A 17,393-nucleotide genomic window follows, 5' to 3' on the forward strand; every position below is an offset into this window, starting at 1 on the left:
ACCTGTTTTATATCCTGGGAAATTATTTAATCAGGCTATTATCGTCAAAGTAGTTAATCTGCATAGCAGAACGTACATCATGAAGTGTCTGAGCAGCTTTTGCCTCAGCAACTTTACTTCCTTCTTTGAGGATATCATATACATCATCGAGATGCTGTTCCCAATATTTACGTCTTTCGCGGATTGGAGAAAGCTCTGCCTGAAGTACTTTGTTCAGGAATTTCTTAACTTTAACATCACCCAGACCGCCATGTGTATAGTGAGCTTTCAGTTCATCCAGGTTCTGATATTCTGGCAGGAATTCTGCGAAATATTCCGGTTTGCAGAAAGCATCCAGATAGATAAATACCGGGTTTCCTTCCACACGGCCAGGGTCTTCCACACGAAGATGATTCGGATCAGTAAACATGGACATAACTTTCTTCTTGACATCTGCCTCTTCATCAGCAAGATAGATGCAGTTTCCGAGAGATTTGCTCATTTTTGCTTTGCCATCGATACCTGGCAGACGTAAGCAGGCTTTATTGGATGGAAGAATGATCTCTGGTTCTGTCAGAGTTTCGCCATAAACAGTATTGAACTTGTGTACGATTTCCTTACACTGTTCAAGCATCGGAAGCTGATCCTCTCCAACCGGAACAGTAGTAGCGCGGAATGCAGTGATATCTGCTGCCTGGCTGATCGGATAACAGAAAAATCCAACAGGAATGCTGGCTTCAAAATTACGCATCTGAATCTCAGATTTAACAGTTGGGTTACGCTGTACACGTGCTACAGTCACAAGATTCATATAGTAGAAAGTGAGTTCTGTAAGCTCCGGAACCATAGACTGGATAAAGATTGTGGATTTCTCAGGATCAATACCACATGCAAGGTAATCCAGTGCAACCTGAAGGATATTCTGGCGAACTTTCTCAGGGTGTTCAGCATTATCTGTTAATGCCTGTGCATCTGCGATCATAATATAAATTTCATCATATAAGCCGGAGTTCTGTAAACGAACACGCTCGGATAATGAACCAACATAATGTCCAACATGAAGGCGGCCGGTTGGACGGTCACCGGTTAAAATAATTTTGCTCATTTTGCTCTCCTAAAAGTAAATTCCGATTTTCCAGAGAATATCTGGAAATTCTCAGTTATCCCTATTATAAAGCCTGCGGATGTTACCGTCAATGATTTTGGTGGAATAAATGAGGATATAATGTTACTGTGAACGGAGTGAACATTAACGATATAATTTCTTGAATAATTATGCAATAAATACATTTACAGAATTGATTAAAAGAAAAGATTCTGCTAGAATAATAAAGAGTTGTACATAAAAAATTACACACTGATTAAGGATAAAATAAAAGGAGTATTTACCATGCCAGTATTTGATTTCAGCGGTGCTTCAGACAAGAAACCAGGTGTACAGTCTGAATGTACCTACACTACTTTCCAGTCTAATGAAAAGGAGACTTCCCCTGAGAAACCGATCATGATTCTGGATAACAGCAGCCGTCAGTGGAAACATCATTCCTGCGGTATTTTTACTAATCCGATTAAACGTACATCTTTTGAATTTAAAGAGGATGACGGAGTTTTCAGTGCAGATATCATCAGTATTGATTCAAGATTTGTAAGTCTTCTGAAATGGCTTGGGGAGAATCATATCAATGTGCGCCTTTCAGGAGAAAATAAAGAGAATGGTTATGCAGTTTATAAGATTCGTGAAACTGCTTTTGGCGGCGGCACGAAACTTTCCGCAGAGGACGGATTTCTTCAGTTTATGATCGAGAGACTTCTTGCAAGCAGTGCACCTGCAGAGATTGTTGAGGATGAAGATGAGGAAGAAACAGGGGACGAGATGAAGCTAACAAGCATTCAGAGCATCATTGATTTTATGACCTGCGCAGGCAGAACCCTGCCGGACAATATCCGCCTCTGGGCGAGAAGAAATCTTGCAGTTGCCCGTTCTCATGAGGTATCATCGGAGGAGAGACGCCATGCTCAGAGAGCACTTTCCATTATGATGAATGTACAGTGGAAGAGTAACTACTTTGAGGCAATCGATCCTCAGGAAGCCCGCAGGATTCTTGATGAGGAACTCTACGGAATGGAATCTGTAAAGCAGCGTATCATTGAAACCATCATCCAGATTAACCGTACCCATACACTTCCTGCATACGGACTTCTCCTTGTAGGCCCTGCAGGTACAGGTAAATCCCAGATTGCATACGCAGTTGCCCGTATCCTGAAACTGCCTTGGACAACTCTGGACATGAGTTCCATCAATGATCCGGAACAGCTTACAGGAAGTTCCAGAATCTATGCAAACGCAAAGCCCGGAATCATCATGGAAGCTTTCTCAGCAGCAGGAGAATCCAACCTTGTATTTATTATCAACGAGCTTGATAAAGCAGCGTCAGGTAAGGGCAACGGAAACCCTGCAGACGTACTTCTTACTCTGCTTGACAACCTTGGATTTACAGATAACTATATGGAATGTATGGTGCCCACAGTGGGCGTTTATCCTATTGCTACGGCAAACGATAAATCTCAGATCAGTGCACCTCTGATGTCCCGTTTCGCGGTGATCGATATCCCGGATTATACATCAGAAGAGAAGAAGATCATCTTCTCCAAATACGTTCTTCCGAAAGTTCTGAAACGCATGAGCCTCAAGGCAGAAGAATGCGTAGTAACAGAAGATGGTCTGAATGCCATCGTTGAATTGCATAAAAATACAAGCGGTATTCGTGATCTGGAACAGGCAGCAGAGCATATCGCAGCCAATGCCCTGTACCAGATCGAAGTAGATCACCTGACAGGTGTGACATTTAATGCAGAGATGGTAAGAGGGTTACTTTCCTGAAAAAAATCTTGACAGAGATAAAAGTTGAGAGTATACTGTCAGATATCAGCAAGGTAAATCGTAAAAATTGCTGATAAAAATAAAATAAGATCTTCAGGGCAGGGTGCAAGTCCCTACCGGTGGTAAAGCCCACGAGCCGTAAGGCATGATTCGGTGCGATTCCGAAGCCGACAGTACAGTCTGGATGAAAGAGGATAACAGTAGAGATACAGAAGAATTAACTGATCTGTGAAAGCTGACTGCTCTGGAATAATTAATTTATTCCAGAGCTTTTTTATATCAATTAAAGTGATTTCAGTGATGAAATAAAGAGTCAGATTCATCGGAAGATAATTCATATCAAATATTAATTACCAAGCCCTGGATGTTGAAAAACACCGGGGCTTTATTTTATGGGATTTTTATAAAAGAGCAGGAGATGATGGATTGAAAAATATAACGGATATGGAACAGGACAGGCAGTACATGAAAATGGCTTTGGAACTGGCGCAAAAAGGAATGGGTTTTACAGCACCTAATCCGATGGTAGGTGCTGTGATCGTTAAAAACGGAAGGATCATCGGTCAGGGATATCACAGAAAATACGGTGAACTCCATGCGGAGAGAGAAGCTCTGGCAGCATGTACGGAAGAACCTGAAGGAGCATCTATATATGTTACTTTAGAGCCCTGCTGCCATTATGGAAAACAGCCTCCATGCGTGAATGCAATCCTGGAGGCCGGAATCAGACGCGTGATCATCGGATCATCAGATCCTAATCCACTGGTTGCAGGAAAAGGAATCCGGATTTTGAAGGATCATAGAATTGAAGTAACAGAAAATATTTTAAAAGAAGAGTGTGATAAATTGAATGAAGCATTCTTTTATTACATCCAAAATAAAAAACCGTATGTGGTCATGAAATATGCAATGACTATGGATGGAAAAATTGCCGCTTATACAGGAGAATCCAAATGGGTGACAGGAGAAGCTGCCAGAATTCATGTACAGAAACAGCGACTGAAATATACAGGAATTATGGTTGGGGTGGGAACTGTGCTGGCAGATGATCCGATGCTTACCTGCAGACTGGAAAACAGCAGAAATCCTGTGCGTATTATCTGCGATTCCCATCTGAGAACACCACTGACATCTAAGATTGTAAGAACAGCAGCGACAATTCCTACAATCATTGCAAGCATCAGTAAAGACCAGCAGAAGATAAAGAATTATGAAGAACTGGGATGCCAGGTTCTGTATGTTCCGGAGAAAAACGGACACATAGATTTAAACAGATTAATGGAACTTCTGGGAGCTGAAAAGATAGACAGTATCTTGCTGGAAGGAGGAGGTTCTTTAAACTGGTCAGCACTGGAAAGCGGTATTGTTCAGAAAGTTCAGACCTATATAGCACCCAAACTTTTAGGAGGCGAAGAAGCAAAGACGCCGGTGGAAGGAAAAGGATTTCCTGATCCTGCCAGCGCAGTATTATTAAAAAACAGCGAAATAATCAGACTGGGAGATGATTTTCTCATAGAGAGTGAGGTGAAGAGAAATGTTTACGGGAATTGTTGAAGAACTGGGAACTGTAAAAAATATAAAAAAAGGAGCTAATTCAGCGGTATTTACGATACGGGCAGAGAAAATTCTGGATGATCTGAAAACAGGGGACAGTGTAGCTGTAAATGGAATCTGCCTCACTGTAACTGCATGTCTGGAAGATGGTTTTACAGCAGATGTGATGCATGAGACATTGAATCGTTCTGCGCTGATTCAGCTTTCTTTGGGACAGCATGTAAATCTGGAAAGGGCAATGCCTGCAAATGGAAGATTTGGAGGACACATTGTTGCCGGGCATGTGGATGGAACAGGAAAAATCACGGAAATTCGCAGAGATGATAATGCTGTCTGGTACACCATTCAGGCTTCACCACAAATTATGAAATATATTGTGACAAAAGGTTCTGTAACAGTTGATGGAATCAGTCTTACAGTGGCAAAAGTCTCAGAAACAGACTTTTCCATTTCTGCAATTCCTCATACAGTAAAGATTACAGTCCTCGGAGAACGCAAAGAAGGAGATATCGTTAATCTTGAGACAGACATAATTGGAAAATACGTGGAAAAATTAATAACGCCTGTGAAAGAACAGCCGACAAAAAGTAATATTACACGGGATTTTCTGAATAAGTATGGCTTTTGACAGAATTAATCACAAAGCGGTTATTCGATTGATGCAGAACTGTACAGTGGATGTTTTATCTGCCTGACACGAACCAGATAAGCAGCCAATACGAATGATTTTGCCCTCTTAACAACAGAAAAATATATTGTATCAGAAAAATACATTGCATAAGGAGAGAAAAAATGAACGGATTTGATTCAGTAGAAGAAGCTCTGGAAGAACTTCGGAATGGAAAAATTATTCTGGTAACGGATGATCCGGACAGAGAAAATGAAGGAGATTTTATCTGTGCGGCAGAGTTTGCCACAACAGAAAACATTAACTTTATGGCTACTCATGGAAAGGGACTTATCTGCATGCCGATGTCAGAGGAATATGCCAGAAAACTGCAGTTTCCACAGATGGTAGAGGAAAATTCTGATAATCATGAAACTGCTTTTACGGTTTCTGTAGATCATATCAGTACCAGTACAGGAATCTCCGCAGCGGAACGATCTGTTACTGCCATGAAATGCGTGGATGAGAATGCAAAACCCGAAGATTTCAGACGTCCCGGACATATGTTTCCGCTTCTGGCAAAGAAGAATGGTGTACTGGAAAGAAATGGACATACAGAAGCAACGGTAGATCTCTGCAGACTTGCAGGGTTAAAACAGTGTGGGCTTTGCTGTGAAATTATGAGAGAAGACGGTACTATGATGCGGACCTCTGAGCTGCGGGAGCTTGCCGTAAAGTGGAATCTGAAATTCATAACGATCAAAGATATTCAGAACTACCGTAAATGCCATGATGTTCTGGTGGATCGCGTGACGACTACAAAAATGCCTACCAAATATGGAGAATTTATGGCATATGGATTTGTAAACCGTCTTAATGGTGAACATCATGTGGCTCTGGTAAAAGGTGAAATCGGAGACGGAAAAAATGTACTGTGTCGTGTGCATTCGGAGTGTCTGACAGGAGATGTTTTTGGATCTCAGCGTTGCGACTGCGGACAGCAGTTTGCTGCAGCTATGTCTCAGATTGAGGAAGAGGGAAGGGGAATACTTCTTTATATGAGACAGGAAGGAAGAGGAATCGGACTGATCAATAAACTTCGTGCCTATGAACTTCAGGAACAGGGCATGGATACACTGGAAGCAAATCTGGCACTTGGATTTGCGGGGGATGAAAGAGAATACTATATTGGTGCGCAGATTCTGAGAAATCTGGGAGTAAAAGAGCTGCGCCTGCTGACAAATAATCCGGATAAGGTTTATCAGTTGGAGGAATTTGGAATCAGGATCAATCAGAGAGTTCCGATCCAGATGAATGCCACAGCATATGATCTGCGCTATCTTAAAACAAAACAATTACGGATGGGGCATATTCTGAAGTATTAAATAAGAGTGCAGGCTCTTTTTGATAAACTGCCGAGCAGTTATTCCGTGTAGAACTGCGTGGCAAAGAGGACGATTTTTGAAAAAAACCTGTATAGGTTAAAAATATAAATTTACAGATGAAAGGACTAAAAAAATGAAAACATTAGAAGGAAAATTAGTATCAGAAGGAATGAAAGTAGGAATTGTAGCAGCACGTTTCAATGAATTTATTACCTCTAAACTGGTAGGCGGTGCAATGGATGGACTGACACGACACAATGTAAAAGAAGAAGATATTCAGGTAGCGTGGGTACCAGGTGCTTTTGAAATCCCACTGATCGCGTCTAAAATGGCAAAAAGTGGAAAGTATGATGCGGTTATCTGCGTAGGTGCTGTGATTCGTGGAAATACCAGTCATTATGATTATGTATGCAATGAGGTTTCCAAAGGGATTGCATCAGTATCACTGGAAACAGGAGTTCCGGTATTATTCGGAGTACTTACCACAGAAAACATCGAGCAGGCAATTGAACGCGCAGGTACAAAAGCAGGAAATAAAGGCTATGACTGTGCACTCAGTGCCATTGAAATGGTAAATCTGATCAAAGAATTTGAAGCTTAAATAGACAACAGATCAGACCCTGAAAGTGAAACCAGTTCACGAAAATCGAAAGGTAATGGTGCTTCCAGAAGGAGCATTTCATCTCTGAAAGGATGCTGAAAAGAAACTTTCCATGCATGAAGGGCTGCCCTGGAAAAGGAAGCACAGGAAGATATTTTATCGTCTGAATGATAAAGAGTATCTCCAAGCAAAGGATGTCCTGTGGATGCCATATGGACACGGATCTGGTGGGTACGTCCGGTATCCAGCTTAAGTGTGATAAGCGACCAGTCCTGACTGGAAAAAAGAGTATGATAATGAGTAACTGCTGTTTTGATTTTTCCCGATAATGCAGATGAATGTAAGGAAAGATCAGCAGCAGTTTTCATTTTCAGATGATTCTCCGGGTCCTGCATCAGCGGTAAATCTAAGGTATGCCAGACACCAGGCATATCTACAGGCAAAGTATCGGATACAGCGGCAAGATATTGCTTGTGAATTTTGCATGGAGATTTTACAGATTGAAGCCTTGAAGCTGCTACCTGATTTTTGGCAAAAACCACAATCCCGGAAGTCTCCTGATCCAGCCGCCCCACCGGGCGGACACAGACCTGTTCATTTTTCTCTCGAAAGTAACCGGCAACAAGATTGGAGAGGCTGTCTGTATAATGCATTCCCGTTGGATGCGTAACCATTCCTGCCGGTTTATCAACCGCCAGAATATCCGTATCTTCATATAAAATATTCAGAGAAAAAGAAGTTTCGGAAACTGGAGCTGAAGCTCTGTTGGAATGGAAATCCGACAAATCCTTACTTCTGATTCCGTCATTATAATTTTCAAGATGCGCAGAAGCAGTCCCGGCTTCCTCCAGACAAACGCAGATCACATCGCCTGGATATATTGTCTCAGTTACACGACAGCGAACTCCGTTTCTGGTAATCCCGTCCGGTCGAAACTTCGCCTGGCTGATCTGCCGTTTTGTAAGTCCTGCATTCTTTTTCAGAAATGCTTCCATTTTAAGTTCTGTAGTTTGTTCATCTATTCTAAATTCCAGATATCGTTCCATCTTAATACTTTTCCTGCGTAATATATTCTGATATTGATACCATTGATATTACAGGGCAAAAAATAAACTGTCAATGCAAAATTATGTCAGCGTAATGCATAAAATATACTGAAGAAAAATTGTAATTGTGCTATGATATAAGAATCAAAACAATGAAAGCGGGGCAGAAAATAAATATGAAATACTTAATCATTGGAGCCGGAGGAACCGGTGGTGTTACCGGATATTATATGAAAAAAGCAGGCAAGGACGTAACCCTGATCGCGAGAGGCGAACACCTGAAAAAGATCCAGAAACAGGGTCTTACATTGGAGAAAATGTGGGATAAAACAGAGGAAAACATAAGCATTCCTGCTACAGATATGGAGCATTATGCAGAGCATCCGGACGTAATTTTTGTCTGCGTAAAAGGCTATTCCTTACAGGAAACGATTCCGTTTATCAAACGCATTGCCAGGAAAAATACTATCGTAATTCCAGTGTTGAATATATATGGAACAGGTGGAAAAATGCAGAAAGAACTGCCGGATCTTCTGGTAACAGACGGCTGCATCTATGTTTCTGCCAACATTAAAGAACCGGGAAAACTTCTCCAGCATGGACAGATCCTGCACATTGTATTCGGCGTAAGAGACAAAGCAGAATTCCGACCGGAACTGAAAGAGATTCAGAAAGACCTCTGTGACAGTCATATCGACGGGACTCTTTCGGAAAACATCCGCCGTGAAGCACTGGAGAAATTTTCCTATGTATCCCCGATCGGGGCAGCAGGACTCTATTACCACGCAACTGCCGCAGATTTCCAGAAAGAAGGCGAAGCCAGAGAACTTTTTAAGACCATGGTAAAAGAAATCGCAGCACTTGCAGAAGCCATGGGAGTTCCTTTCCAGAAAGATATGGCAGAAGTAAATTTAAAAATCCTTTCCAACCTCGCACCGGAAGCAACCACTTCCATGCAGCGGGATATCATGGCAGGAAAACAGTCCGAAATTGACGGATTAGTTTACGAAGTAGTAAGAATGGGAGAAGAATATCACGTTCCGGTACCCGCATATGAGAAAGTGGCAGAAAAACTCAGAGCCCTGTAGCGAAGCGGATTGCGAATATCCGCTTGACCACCGAAACAACATGAAAAAGGGATGCGAATTACTCGCATCCCTTTCGTACTCATTTGGACAATAAAATTATAATTTAATTATAATTAACTTTAATTCAGCAATTATAATTATAACTGAGGACCAGCTGCAACAAGTGCTTTACCAGCTGCATTTCCTTCATATTTAGCGAAGTTCTTGATGAATCTTCCAGCAAGATCTTTAGCTTTTACTTCCCATTCAGAAGCGTCAGCATATGTGTCACGAGGATCAAGGATACCTGTGTCTACGCCGTTAAGCTCTGTAGGAACTTCGAAATCGAAGAATGGGATCTTCTTAGTAGGAGCGTTAAGGATATCTCCGTTAAGGATTGCATCGATGATACCACGAGTATCTTTGATGGAGATACGTTTTCCTGTTCCGTTCCATCCTGTGTTAACCAGGTAAGCTTTTGCTCCGCTCTTTTCCATTTTCTTAACAAGTTCTTCTGCGTATTTTGTCGGATGCAGTTCAAGGAATGCCTGTCCGAAGCAAGCAGAGAATGTAGGTGTAGGCTCTGTGATTCCACGCTCTGTACCAGCAAGTTTAGCTGTGAATCCAGACAGGAAATAGTACTGAGTCTGAGCTTCTGTCAGGATAGATACTGGAGGAAGTACTCCGAAAGCATCTGCGGACAGGAAGATTACGTTCTTAGCTGCCGGTGCAGAAGAGATCGGGCGAACGATGTTTTCAATGTGGTTGATCGGATAAGATACACGAGTATTCTCTGTTACACTCTTATCTGCGAAATCAATCTTGCCTTCAGCATCAAGTGTTACGTTCTCAAGAAGAGCGTTACGTTTGATTGCATTGTAGATGTCCGGCTCAGATTCTTTGTCAAGGTTGATAACTTTAGCGTAGCATCCGCCTTCGAAGTTGAATACGCCGTTGTCATCCCAGCCATGCTCGTCATCACCGATCAGGAGACGTTTCGGGTCTGTGGAAAGAGTAGTTTTACCTGTTCCGGAAAGACCGAAGAAGATAGCTGTGTTTTCGCCGTTCATATCTGTGTTTGCAGAGCAGTGCATGGAAGCCATGCCTTTCAGTGGAAGGAAGTAGTTCATCATAGAGAACATACCTTTCTTCATTTCTCCGCCGTACCATGTGTTTACGATAACCTGCTCTTTAGTTGTGATGTTGAACATTACAGCTGTTTCAGAGTTCAGGCCTAATTCTTTATAGTTTTCAACTTTAGCTTTGGAAGCGTTGTATACAACGAAATCTGGCTCGAAGTTTTCAAGTTCTTCAGCTGTTGGCTGGATGAACATATTTGTTACGAAATGTGCCTGCCAAGCAACTTCAACGATGAAACGGATAGCCATACGAGTATCTTTGTTAGCACCGCAGAATGCATCTACTACGAAAAGTCTCTTGTTGGAGAGCTCTTTTTTAGCGATTTCTTTTACTGCATCCCATGCTTCCTGAGTTGCAGGATGGTTATCGTTTTTGTATTCGTCTGTTGTCCACCATACTGTATCTTTGGAGTTCTCATCCATAACGATGTATTTATCTTTAGGAGAACGTCCTGTGTAGATACCTGTCATAACGTTAACTGCACCAAGTTCGCTGACCTGACCTTTTTCAAAGCCTTCCAGTTCCGGTTTGGTTTCTTCTTCAAATAATACTTCATAAGAAGGGTTGTAGACAATTTCTGTAGTTCCGGTAATGCCATACTTGCTTAAATCGATTTTTGCCATCTTACGTTTAACCTCTTTTCTTCGTTAATGAAAGCGCCTGTTTAAACAGGCTTAAGATACCTTACCATAAAAGCGAATGGGTATCGCTTCTCTTTTACTATTATACATATTTAACGCTTAAAATCAACAGGATTTTTGCGTTTTTTTTGAATTTTGTTAAAGATTTATCAACTTAAATCTGATAAAAATCCGTCACTTTTCACAAAAGGTATGTAAAATTATTATGCCGGCAATATGGGAATCATATTCGTAGATATGATAATATTTTATTTAGCGTTGTACGGATGGAGGATACATGCTAAAATAGGAAGAAATTATCTGCTGTAATGGCAGAGAAAGAATGCTTATGTTATGAATCCCCATATTACGGGAAAGCACTAGTGTACCGACAAGTTGATTTCTCGAACAATCTTGCGTCTAAATTTCTTATTTCCGCGTTGTCGTCGGTCGCCATAGCCACCGCTACGCCTCTCTCTTCCGCCTTGAAATAAGAAAATTTATCCTGCAAGATTGCTTCAAGAATCAACTTGTCGGCACACTAGATTACTGAATAGATGATATAAGAATATTTATTCAGTGAAATATAAATTTATAAGAAGGTGAACATTATTAAAGTATATTATTTGATTGATTTTGAAAACGTAGGGTGTGAAGGTCTGAATGGATGTGAAAAATTAGGTGAATCTGATTATATTCATCTTTTTTATACAAATAACAATAAGAAAATAGACCTGGATATTATCAGCAATCATGGAGCTGCGAAGCTGATCACACACAAAGTTCCGACCGGAAAGCAGTCAGCAGATATGCATCTGGGATCTTACCTGGGATATCTGGTAGGCGCAAAACATATGGATCAGAAAGAATCCTGTAAGTTTGTGATTGTCAGCAAAGATACCGGCTATGATCCGATTATTCAGTTCTGGAAAACGGAAAAGAAAGCGAAGGTCGTAAGAATTGATAAAATTTCCAACAAGCAGACAAAGAATAAACAAAAAGATAATAAGCAAAAAGACGTTAAACCTGAAAATGCAAAGACATTGGAAGTAAATCCAAAAGAACGAAAACAGCCAAAACAGAAAGCATCTAAACAGCAGAAAAAAATAATTGACATGAACGTAGGGTTAAAGAAACCTCAGCAGGAAGTAGAACAGATTTTAAACAATGCAGGAATGTCAAAGGAAGTTGTAAATTATGTGTCTGCGGTGGTTGGGAAGAATACGGAAGGCAAACAAAGAAAGCAGCAGATATACAAGACAATCGTTTCAAAATACGGACAGGAAAAAGGCTTAAGTATATACAGCCGTATCAAAAAGAAAATCTGAAAAAAGAAGGAGGCCGGGAACTGAATCAGCCCCCGGCAAAAGTATGAAAAAGAAAAAGTTTTATTGCAATTACTCTTTGCTCTGTACAGGTAATAATATAACCAGAAAATGTGAGAAATATGTGGTGAGAATTTGAAAAAAATGTGAAATATAATTGCATAATGACGACATTGTAACTTACTGCTGTATATGGTAATATATAGAAATAAAAAGGAAGAAATACGTATTTTTGAAACATTTTTAGATACAGGAGATAAGGTATGCAATTAAATCTGGAACAGAAAAAATTAATTCGAAGCTCTACTATGGGGCAGTCGATTATTAGAGGGGTAGCAGGTTCTGGAAAAACAACGGTAGCAGTACATAGGATTTCGTTTCTTCTTAACAATTATTGCTATGATGTAAATGACAAAATCCTGATGGTTACTTATAATAAAAGCCTGACCAATTATATCGAATATATATACAGCCAGATTGATGAAGAAGATCAATATGGGCTGTTTGATAAATTAGATATACAGAAAAATGTAAAAATAACGAACATAGATAAATTACTGTTTTCTTATTTCAAAGCATTTTGTAAGGAAAATCAAAAACAATTACAGCTTATTTCAAAACAAAAAGAAAATGAAATATGGCAGCGCAGTCTTAACAGTGTAAAAAAGACTTTTGGGGATATTAAAATTTTAGACAGCAAATATCTGGGTTTTCTTAAAAATGAGATTGCCTGGATGAAGGCATGTAATTATGTGGAATATGAAAGTTATCAGTCAGCAGACCGAATCGGCAGAACAGGAAGTAAAGGAAACAATGAAGGACCTCAAAAACTGCAAAAAAACAGTCGAATCAGGCAGGCAATTTATGAACTGATGGCAGTATATACCAAAGCATGCTTTGCTGAGGGGCTTTGTGATTTTCAGGATGTGGCATTATATGCTTTAAAATATCTAAGGAATCATAAAATACAAAAATATACACATATTATTATTGACGAAAGTCAGGATCTGTCCAGAGTTCAGCTGCAATGTCTGATGCAAATGTATGAATCTGAAAAAGACTACAGCAGTATTATGTTTGTGGCAGATACAGCACAGAGTATTTACAGTACATCTTGGCTTGTAAAAGGACGGAGTTTTACAAGCATTGGCCTGGATATGACAGGAAAAAGTACATCTCTCGCAAAGAATTACCGTACAACTACGCAGATTGCAGAGGCGGCATACAGTCTGATTAGTGAAGATACAGATATTGTTAATGATGATAATTTTGTAAAACCGTCATTAATTGATAAGCAGGGAAGCTATCCGATCTTTACTCAATATCATACAATTCAGGAAGAAATAGTGGGTACAGAAGGACTTCTGAGAAAACTTCTGAAACGGTATGATGCAAAAGAAATTGCTATTGTTGCCAGAACGAAAAGAGTTCTGGAAGAATTTCAAAATGAAATGGATAAAAATATAAAAACAGCGTTGTATACTACACAGGAGGGAATTAACTTTGGAGAGGATACAATAAAACTTCTGACTATGCACTCAATTAAGGGACTAGAATTTAAGATTGTGATTCTGATAGGGTTGTCAGAAAAAATTCTTCCAAATCCAAATTTATTGCAGGAGAATGAAGACGCCGCTTATGTAGAAACCATGGAACGAAAATTGTTATATGTAGGTATGACAAGAGCAACAGAAAAATTATATATGAGCTGTCATGGAACAGCTTCGCGTTTTATTTCCAGTATAGAGCCTGAGTTCTTAAAAATGAAGGAAAAGGCAGCGTTTCGTTGTCTGGCAGATATTCCATTAAAGAATTATCTGTTTATGGACAAAATTGCAGATCCCTATAATAAAGAAGAAAAAATTCGTCAGTGGTTATTACGGGAATTACGAGAAGTTTATCATTATCCAACAGAACTGTTGGAAATAGAATGGAAAGTACAGTCTTTTTCTCAGACAGGTTTTGCAGATATTGCAGTTATGATTTATCGTAATAACAGAAAAGTGCCGTATATTCTGGCTGAAGTTAAACAATATCAATCTGGAATTAATCATGCAGAAGAACAACTGCGTTCTTATATGGCTGTCAGTCCTGAAACGTGTTATGGAATCATTACGGATGGGAATGAATTAAAAATTATTGATAAGACCGGGACAGAAATAGAAGACATTCCAAAGTTTGATTTTTCCATGCTGGCATCCGGAATAACAGAGTATATGTATAAAGATTTGGTAAAGGGTGTAGAACATCACTATATCTGTGATGATGAACAGCCGGAGGAATTTATTATTCAGGAAAAACAGGGAGAAAGAGTTTTAAACGCAAGCGAACTGGTTACATGCCCTGTGTTTGCGGAAATAGCCGCAGGAGTTCCTATTGAAATGGTTGAGGGAATTACAGAAACATGCCGTCTTCCCAGAGAATGGCTTTCTGCACCTTATGAGACATTTCTTCTCACAGTACGTGGAGATTCTATGACAGGCGTAGGAATTGATAATGGTGATAAGGTTGTTTTACGGCAGACAAATGTGGTGGATAATAATCAGATTGCAGCGGTGGAACTGGATGGAAATGTTACATTAAAAACATTCATGAAGATGGGAAGCACAATTTTGTTAATTTCACAAAATAAGGATTACGAACCAATGATGGTTGACGCGGAACAGATCAGGATACTGGGACATGCAATTGGAGTAATAAAAGAAGAAAAAATAAATAATGATATGTAAAAAATAATGGAACCAGACAAATAGGAAAGCAGGTTTTTGGAATATTTGTCTGGTTCTTTTATCAAACAGATCGTAAAATAAAAACAAAGGAAGAACATTATGAACATACAGATTTTCGGAACAAAGAAAAATTTCGACAGTAAGAAAGCAGAACGATATTTCAAAGAACGTGGAGTCAAGTATCAGTTTATTGATATGAGAGAAAAAGGATTGAGCAAAGGTGAATTCCAGTCTGTTTGCCAGGCAGTAGGTGGATATGACAAGCTGATAGATACTAATAGTAAAGACAAAGATCTGCTGGCTCTTATTACTTACATTGCAGAAGAAGATAGGGCAGAGAAAATCCTAGAAAATCAGAGCATCATCAAAGTCCCAGTTGTAAGAAATGGAAAACAGGCAACGGTAGGATATCAGCCAGAGATTTGGAAAAACTGGAAATAAAAAATGTGAATGTATTTAAAATGATAAGAGATAAAAGGAAAAATAAAAATGGTAAAAATCAGAATCATAAAGAAAAATAATGACTGCAGCATGGAATACGAAGTAGGTGATATTTGTGAGGTCACAGGCACCTGGTATGGCGGTGTGCATATCAACGGCCGTTCTGGAATTCCGGTATCGCTTGATAAAGAGGAATACATGGAACTCAACACAGAACCTGAAATAGAAGAAGACGATGCAGAAGAGACAAACAGATCCGAAGCACCGGAACATGATATCCACGTAGGAGACATCGTGCAGCATTTCAAAAGAGAATGGGTATCCGCAGACACATCCGAATATCTCTACAAAGTACTGGCAGTCGCCCATCACACAGAAAATGGCGAAAAACTGATGATCTATCAGGCGCTTTACGCACCTTTTAAAATTTGTGCCAGACCATATGATATGTTCATGAGCGAAGCAGACAGAGAAAAATATCCTGATATTAAGCAGAAATACAGATTTGAGAAAGTTATGGCAAAATAACAGGAATCAATCTGTACAAATTTACTTTATTGTTGTATAGTGATAAAAATGCTTATAGAAACGGAAGGAAAAAACAATGCAGAAAGTATTAGTAGTTGTAGACATGCAGAACGATTTTATTGATGGAGCTCTTGGAACGAAAGAAGCAGTAGCAATCGTACCTTATGTGGAAGAAAAGATCAAAAACTTTGACGGAACCGTATTCTTTACCAGAGATACTCACGAAACATATTATCTTGATACTCAGGAAGGCAAGAAACTTCCGGTACCGCACTGCATCAGAGATACCGAAGGATGGCAGATCAGAAGTGAATTAGACGCACTCAGAAAAACAGAACCGATCGATAAAGAAACTTTTGGTTCTACAGATTTGGCTGGAGAACTGGTTCAATTGAATGAAGATCAGGGAATTGAAAGCATCACATTTGTAGGTTTATGTACAGATATCTGCGTAATTTCCAATGCACTTCTCGTTAAAGCATCCCTCCCGGAAGTTCCGATCATTGTAGACGCGAAATGCTGCGCAGGCGTAACACCGGAAAGCCATGAGAATGCACTGAAAGCTATGGAAGTATGTCAGATTCAGATTGAGAGATAAAAGTTCAAATTAAATGCTAAACTGCGAAGCAGTATTCGGTTATGAGCAAGTAGCGAAGCGGATGATTTTATCTGCTTGACAGAGAATTAAAAAACAGCGTTAGGATTCAGAAACGAGGAGTGACATTATAATGAAGACAATTACAAGAGACGAGGCATTTACTTTATTAAAGAAATACAACAAGGATCCATTTCACATTCAGCATGCACTGACTGTAGAGGCAGTAATGAAATGGTACGCTAACGAACTTGGCTACGGTGAAAATGCAGAATACTGGGGAATCGTAGGACTCCTCCACGACATCGACTTCGAACTTTACCCGGAAGAACATTGCCTCAAAGCCTCGGAAATGCTCCGCGAGGCAGGCGTAGGCGAAGATGTGATCCATGCAGTCGTATCACATGGTTATGGAATCACAGTAGGCTGCGGCGCAACTATTGACGTAGCACCGGAACATGAGATGGAAAAAGTTCTCTTCGCCGCCGATGAGCTGACAGGTCTGATCTGGGCAGTAGCACTGATGCGTCCGTCAAAGAGCACCAAGGACATGGAACTGAAATCTCTGAAAAAGAAATATAAAAGCAAAGGCTTCGCAGCAGGATGCTCCAGAGAAGTCATTGAACGCGGCGCTGACCAGCTCGGCTGGGAATTACAGAAACTGCTCACTATGACACTGCAGGCAATGGCAGACTGCGAGGATGAGATTAAGGCAGAGATGGATGCGGAAGAGTAATTGAATGTCTGCTTTATTGACTTATTACCAGAAATGAATGATGGAATCAGAGAACCAGACTGTATGTAGGGGAAAAACCTATATATGGTCTGTTTTTTTACGTTGCAGAAGTTATCAGCGTATATTTGAAAAATAGTTTCAGATAATAAAATATAACAA

The 17,393-nt window shown here is 40.0% G+C and carries 15 protein-coding genes and 1 riboswitch; of the genes, 12 read left to right on the forward strand and 3 right to left on the reverse strand.

From position 1 onward, the window contains the following. Positions 1–22: 22 nt before the first annotated feature. Positions 23–1,084, reverse strand: a complete 1,062-nt coding sequence (gene trpS, locus WKT11_RS17260) for a tryptophan--tRNA ligase (protein ID WP_340285253.1) — start codon at positions 1,082–1,084, stop codon at positions 23–25. 285 nt (positions 1,085–1,369) lie between these two features. On the opposite strand from trpS, the gene WKT11_RS17265 reads away from it, so the two are divergent. The 5 genes from WKT11_RS17265 (at position 1,370) to ribH (ending at position 7,007) form a co-directional block, all read left to right on the forward strand. Then, complete coding sequence (locus tag WKT11_RS17265) at positions 1,370–2,860, forward strand: AAA family ATPase (protein WP_340285255.1); 1,491 nt, start codon at positions 1,370–1,372, stop codon at positions 2,858–2,860. An 85-nt stretch (positions 2,861–2,945) separates the two neighbouring features. Continuing rightward, positions 2,946–3,060: riboswitch (FMN riboswitch) on the forward strand. 244 nt (positions 3,061–3,304) lie between these two features. Beyond that, the gene (gene ribD, locus WKT11_RS17270; RefSeq protein WP_340285268.1) at positions 3,305–4,414 is read left to right on the forward strand and encodes a bifunctional diaminohydroxyphosphoribosylaminopyrimidine deaminase/5-amino-6-(5-phosphoribosylamino)uracil reductase RibD; all 1,110 of its coding nucleotides are present in this window, start codon (positions 3,305–3,307) and stop codon (positions 4,412–4,414) included. Beyond that, positions 4,395–5,042 (forward strand): riboflavin synthase, encoded by a 648-nt coding sequence (gene ribE, locus WKT11_RS17275; protein ID WP_340285256.1) that lies wholly within the window; start codon positions 4,395–4,397, stop codon positions 5,040–5,042. Before ribD ends, ribE begins: the two co-directional genes overlap by 20 nt. A gap of 164 nt (positions 5,043–5,206) precedes the next feature. Then, positions 5,207–6,406, forward strand: coding sequence for a bifunctional 3,4-dihydroxy-2-butanone-4-phosphate synthase/GTP cyclohydrolase II (locus tag WKT11_RS17280; protein ID WP_118411321.1), 1,200 nt, complete (start codon positions 5,207–5,209; stop codon positions 6,404–6,406). 133 nt (positions 6,407–6,539) lie between these two features. Further along, positions 6,540–7,007 (forward strand): 6,7-dimethyl-8-ribityllumazine synthase, encoded by a 468-nt coding sequence (gene ribH, locus WKT11_RS17285; RefSeq protein WP_118590718.1) that lies wholly within the window; start codon positions 6,540–6,542, stop codon positions 7,005–7,007. On the opposite strand, the gene WKT11_RS17290 is transcribed toward ribH, so the two are convergent. Continuing rightward, positions 7,004–8,053 (reverse strand): RluA family pseudouridine synthase, encoded by a 1,050-nt coding sequence (locus WKT11_RS17290; RefSeq protein WP_118569819.1) that lies wholly within the window; start codon positions 8,051–8,053, stop codon positions 7,004–7,006. The genes ribH and WKT11_RS17290 overlap by 4 nt on opposite strands. A 176-nt stretch (positions 8,054–8,229) precedes the next feature. Here WKT11_RS17290 and WKT11_RS17295 point away from each other — a divergent pair, with 176 nt between their 5' ends. Continuing rightward, positions 8,230–9,141 carry a ketopantoate reductase family protein gene (locus WKT11_RS17295; protein ID WP_055052602.1) on the forward strand — a complete coding sequence of 304 codons (912 nt, stop codon included), beginning with the start codon at positions 8,230–8,232 and terminating at the stop codon, positions 9,139–9,141. Between the two features lie 137 nt (positions 9,142–9,278). Here WKT11_RS17295 and pckA read toward each other — a convergent pair whose 3' ends face one another. Continuing rightward, on the reverse strand, positions 9,279–10,883 hold the full coding sequence (pckA, locus tag WKT11_RS17300; protein WP_019162276.1) for a phosphoenolpyruvate carboxykinase (ATP): 1,605 nt from the start codon (positions 10,881–10,883) through the stop codon (positions 9,279–9,281). A 623-nt stretch (positions 10,884–11,506) separates the two neighbouring features. Between pckA and WKT11_RS17305 the strand changes: the two genes are divergently transcribed. The 6 genes from WKT11_RS17305 (at position 11,507) to WKT11_RS17330 (ending at position 17,234) form a co-directional block, all read left to right on the forward strand. Then, the gene (locus WKT11_RS17305) at positions 11,507–12,208 is read left to right on the forward strand and encodes a PIN domain-containing protein (protein WP_340285258.1); all 702 of its coding nucleotides are present in this window, start codon (positions 11,507–11,509) and stop codon (positions 12,206–12,208) included. A 260-nt stretch (positions 12,209–12,468) separates the two neighbouring features. Continuing rightward, complete coding sequence (locus WKT11_RS17310; RefSeq protein ID WP_340285260.1) at positions 12,469–14,934, forward strand: S24 family peptidase; 2,466 nt, start codon at positions 12,469–12,471, stop codon at positions 14,932–14,934. Between the two features lie 99 nt (positions 14,935–15,033). Beyond that, complete coding sequence (locus WKT11_RS17315) at positions 15,034–15,375, forward strand: arsenate reductase family protein (protein ID WP_118137311.1); 342 nt, start codon at positions 15,034–15,036, stop codon at positions 15,373–15,375. 48 nt (positions 15,376–15,423) lie between these two features. After that, positions 15,424–15,903, forward strand: a complete 480-nt coding sequence (locus WKT11_RS17320; protein WP_340285261.1) for a DUF1653 domain-containing protein — start codon at positions 15,424–15,426, stop codon at positions 15,901–15,903. A 76-nt stretch (positions 15,904–15,979) separates the two neighbouring features. Further along, positions 15,980–16,501, forward strand: a complete 522-nt coding sequence (locus tag WKT11_RS17325) for a cysteine hydrolase family protein (RefSeq protein ID WP_340285262.1) — start codon at positions 15,980–15,982, stop codon at positions 16,499–16,501. Positions 16,502–16,631: 130 nt separating this feature from the next. Next, positions 16,632–17,234, forward strand: coding sequence for an HDIG domain-containing metalloprotein (locus tag WKT11_RS17330; RefSeq protein ID WP_340285263.1), 603 nt, complete (start codon positions 16,632–16,634; stop codon positions 17,232–17,234). Positions 17,235–17,393: the final 159 nt, after the last annotated feature.

It is taken from the genome of Blautia sp. HCN-1074, from assembly GCF_037890165.1.
In the GTDB taxonomy this organism is placed as follows: domain Bacteria; phylum Bacillota; class Clostridia; order Lachnospirales; family Lachnospiraceae; genus Blautia_A.

Coding starts and splice junctions, on each gene's coding strand:
- ribE (WP_340285256.1), top strand. CDS start 4,395: ATGTTTACGGGAATTGTTGAAGAACTGGGAACTGTAAAAAATATAAAA.
- WKT11_RS17325 (WP_340285262.1), top strand. CDS start 15,980: ATGCAGAAAGTATTAGTAGTTGTAGACATGCAGAACGATTTTATTGAT.
- WKT11_RS17310 (WP_340285260.1), top strand. CDS start 12,469: ATGCAATTAAATCTGGAACAGAAAAAATTAATTCGAAGCTCTACTATG.
- ribD (WP_340285268.1), top strand. CDS start 3,305: ATGGAACAGGACAGGCAGTACATGAAAATGGCTTTGGAACTGGCGCAA.
- WKT11_RS17295 (WP_055052602.1), top strand. CDS start 8,230: ATGAAATACTTAATCATTGGAGCCGGAGGAACCGGTGGTGTTACCGGA.
- trpS (WP_340285253.1), bottom strand. CDS start 1,084: ATGAGCAAAATTATTTTAACCGGTGACCGTCCAACCGGCCGCCTTCAT.
- WKT11_RS17315 (WP_118137311.1), top strand. CDS start 15,034: ATGAACATACAGATTTTCGGAACAAAGAAAAATTTCGACAGTAAGAAA.
- pckA (WP_019162276.1), bottom strand. CDS start 10,883: ATGGCAAAAATCGATTTAAGCAAGTATGGCATTACCGGAACTACAGAA.
- WKT11_RS17290 (WP_118569819.1), bottom strand. CDS start 8,053: ATGGAACGATATCTGGAATTTAGAATAGATGAACAAACTACAGAACTT.
- WKT11_RS17280 (WP_118411321.1), top strand. CDS start 5,207: ATGAACGGATTTGATTCAGTAGAAGAAGCTCTGGAAGAACTTCGGAAT.
- WKT11_RS17265 (WP_340285255.1), top strand. CDS start 1,370: ATGCCAGTATTTGATTTCAGCGGTGCTTCAGACAAGAAACCAGGTGTA.
- ribH (WP_118590718.1), top strand. CDS start 6,540: ATGAAAACATTAGAAGGAAAATTAGTATCAGAAGGAATGAAAGTAGGA.
- WKT11_RS17330 (WP_340285263.1), top strand. CDS start 16,632: ATGAAGACAATTACAAGAGACGAGGCATTTACTTTATTAAAGAAATAC.
- WKT11_RS17320 (WP_340285261.1), top strand. CDS start 15,424: ATGGTAAAAATCAGAATCATAAAGAAAAATAATGACTGCAGCATGGAA.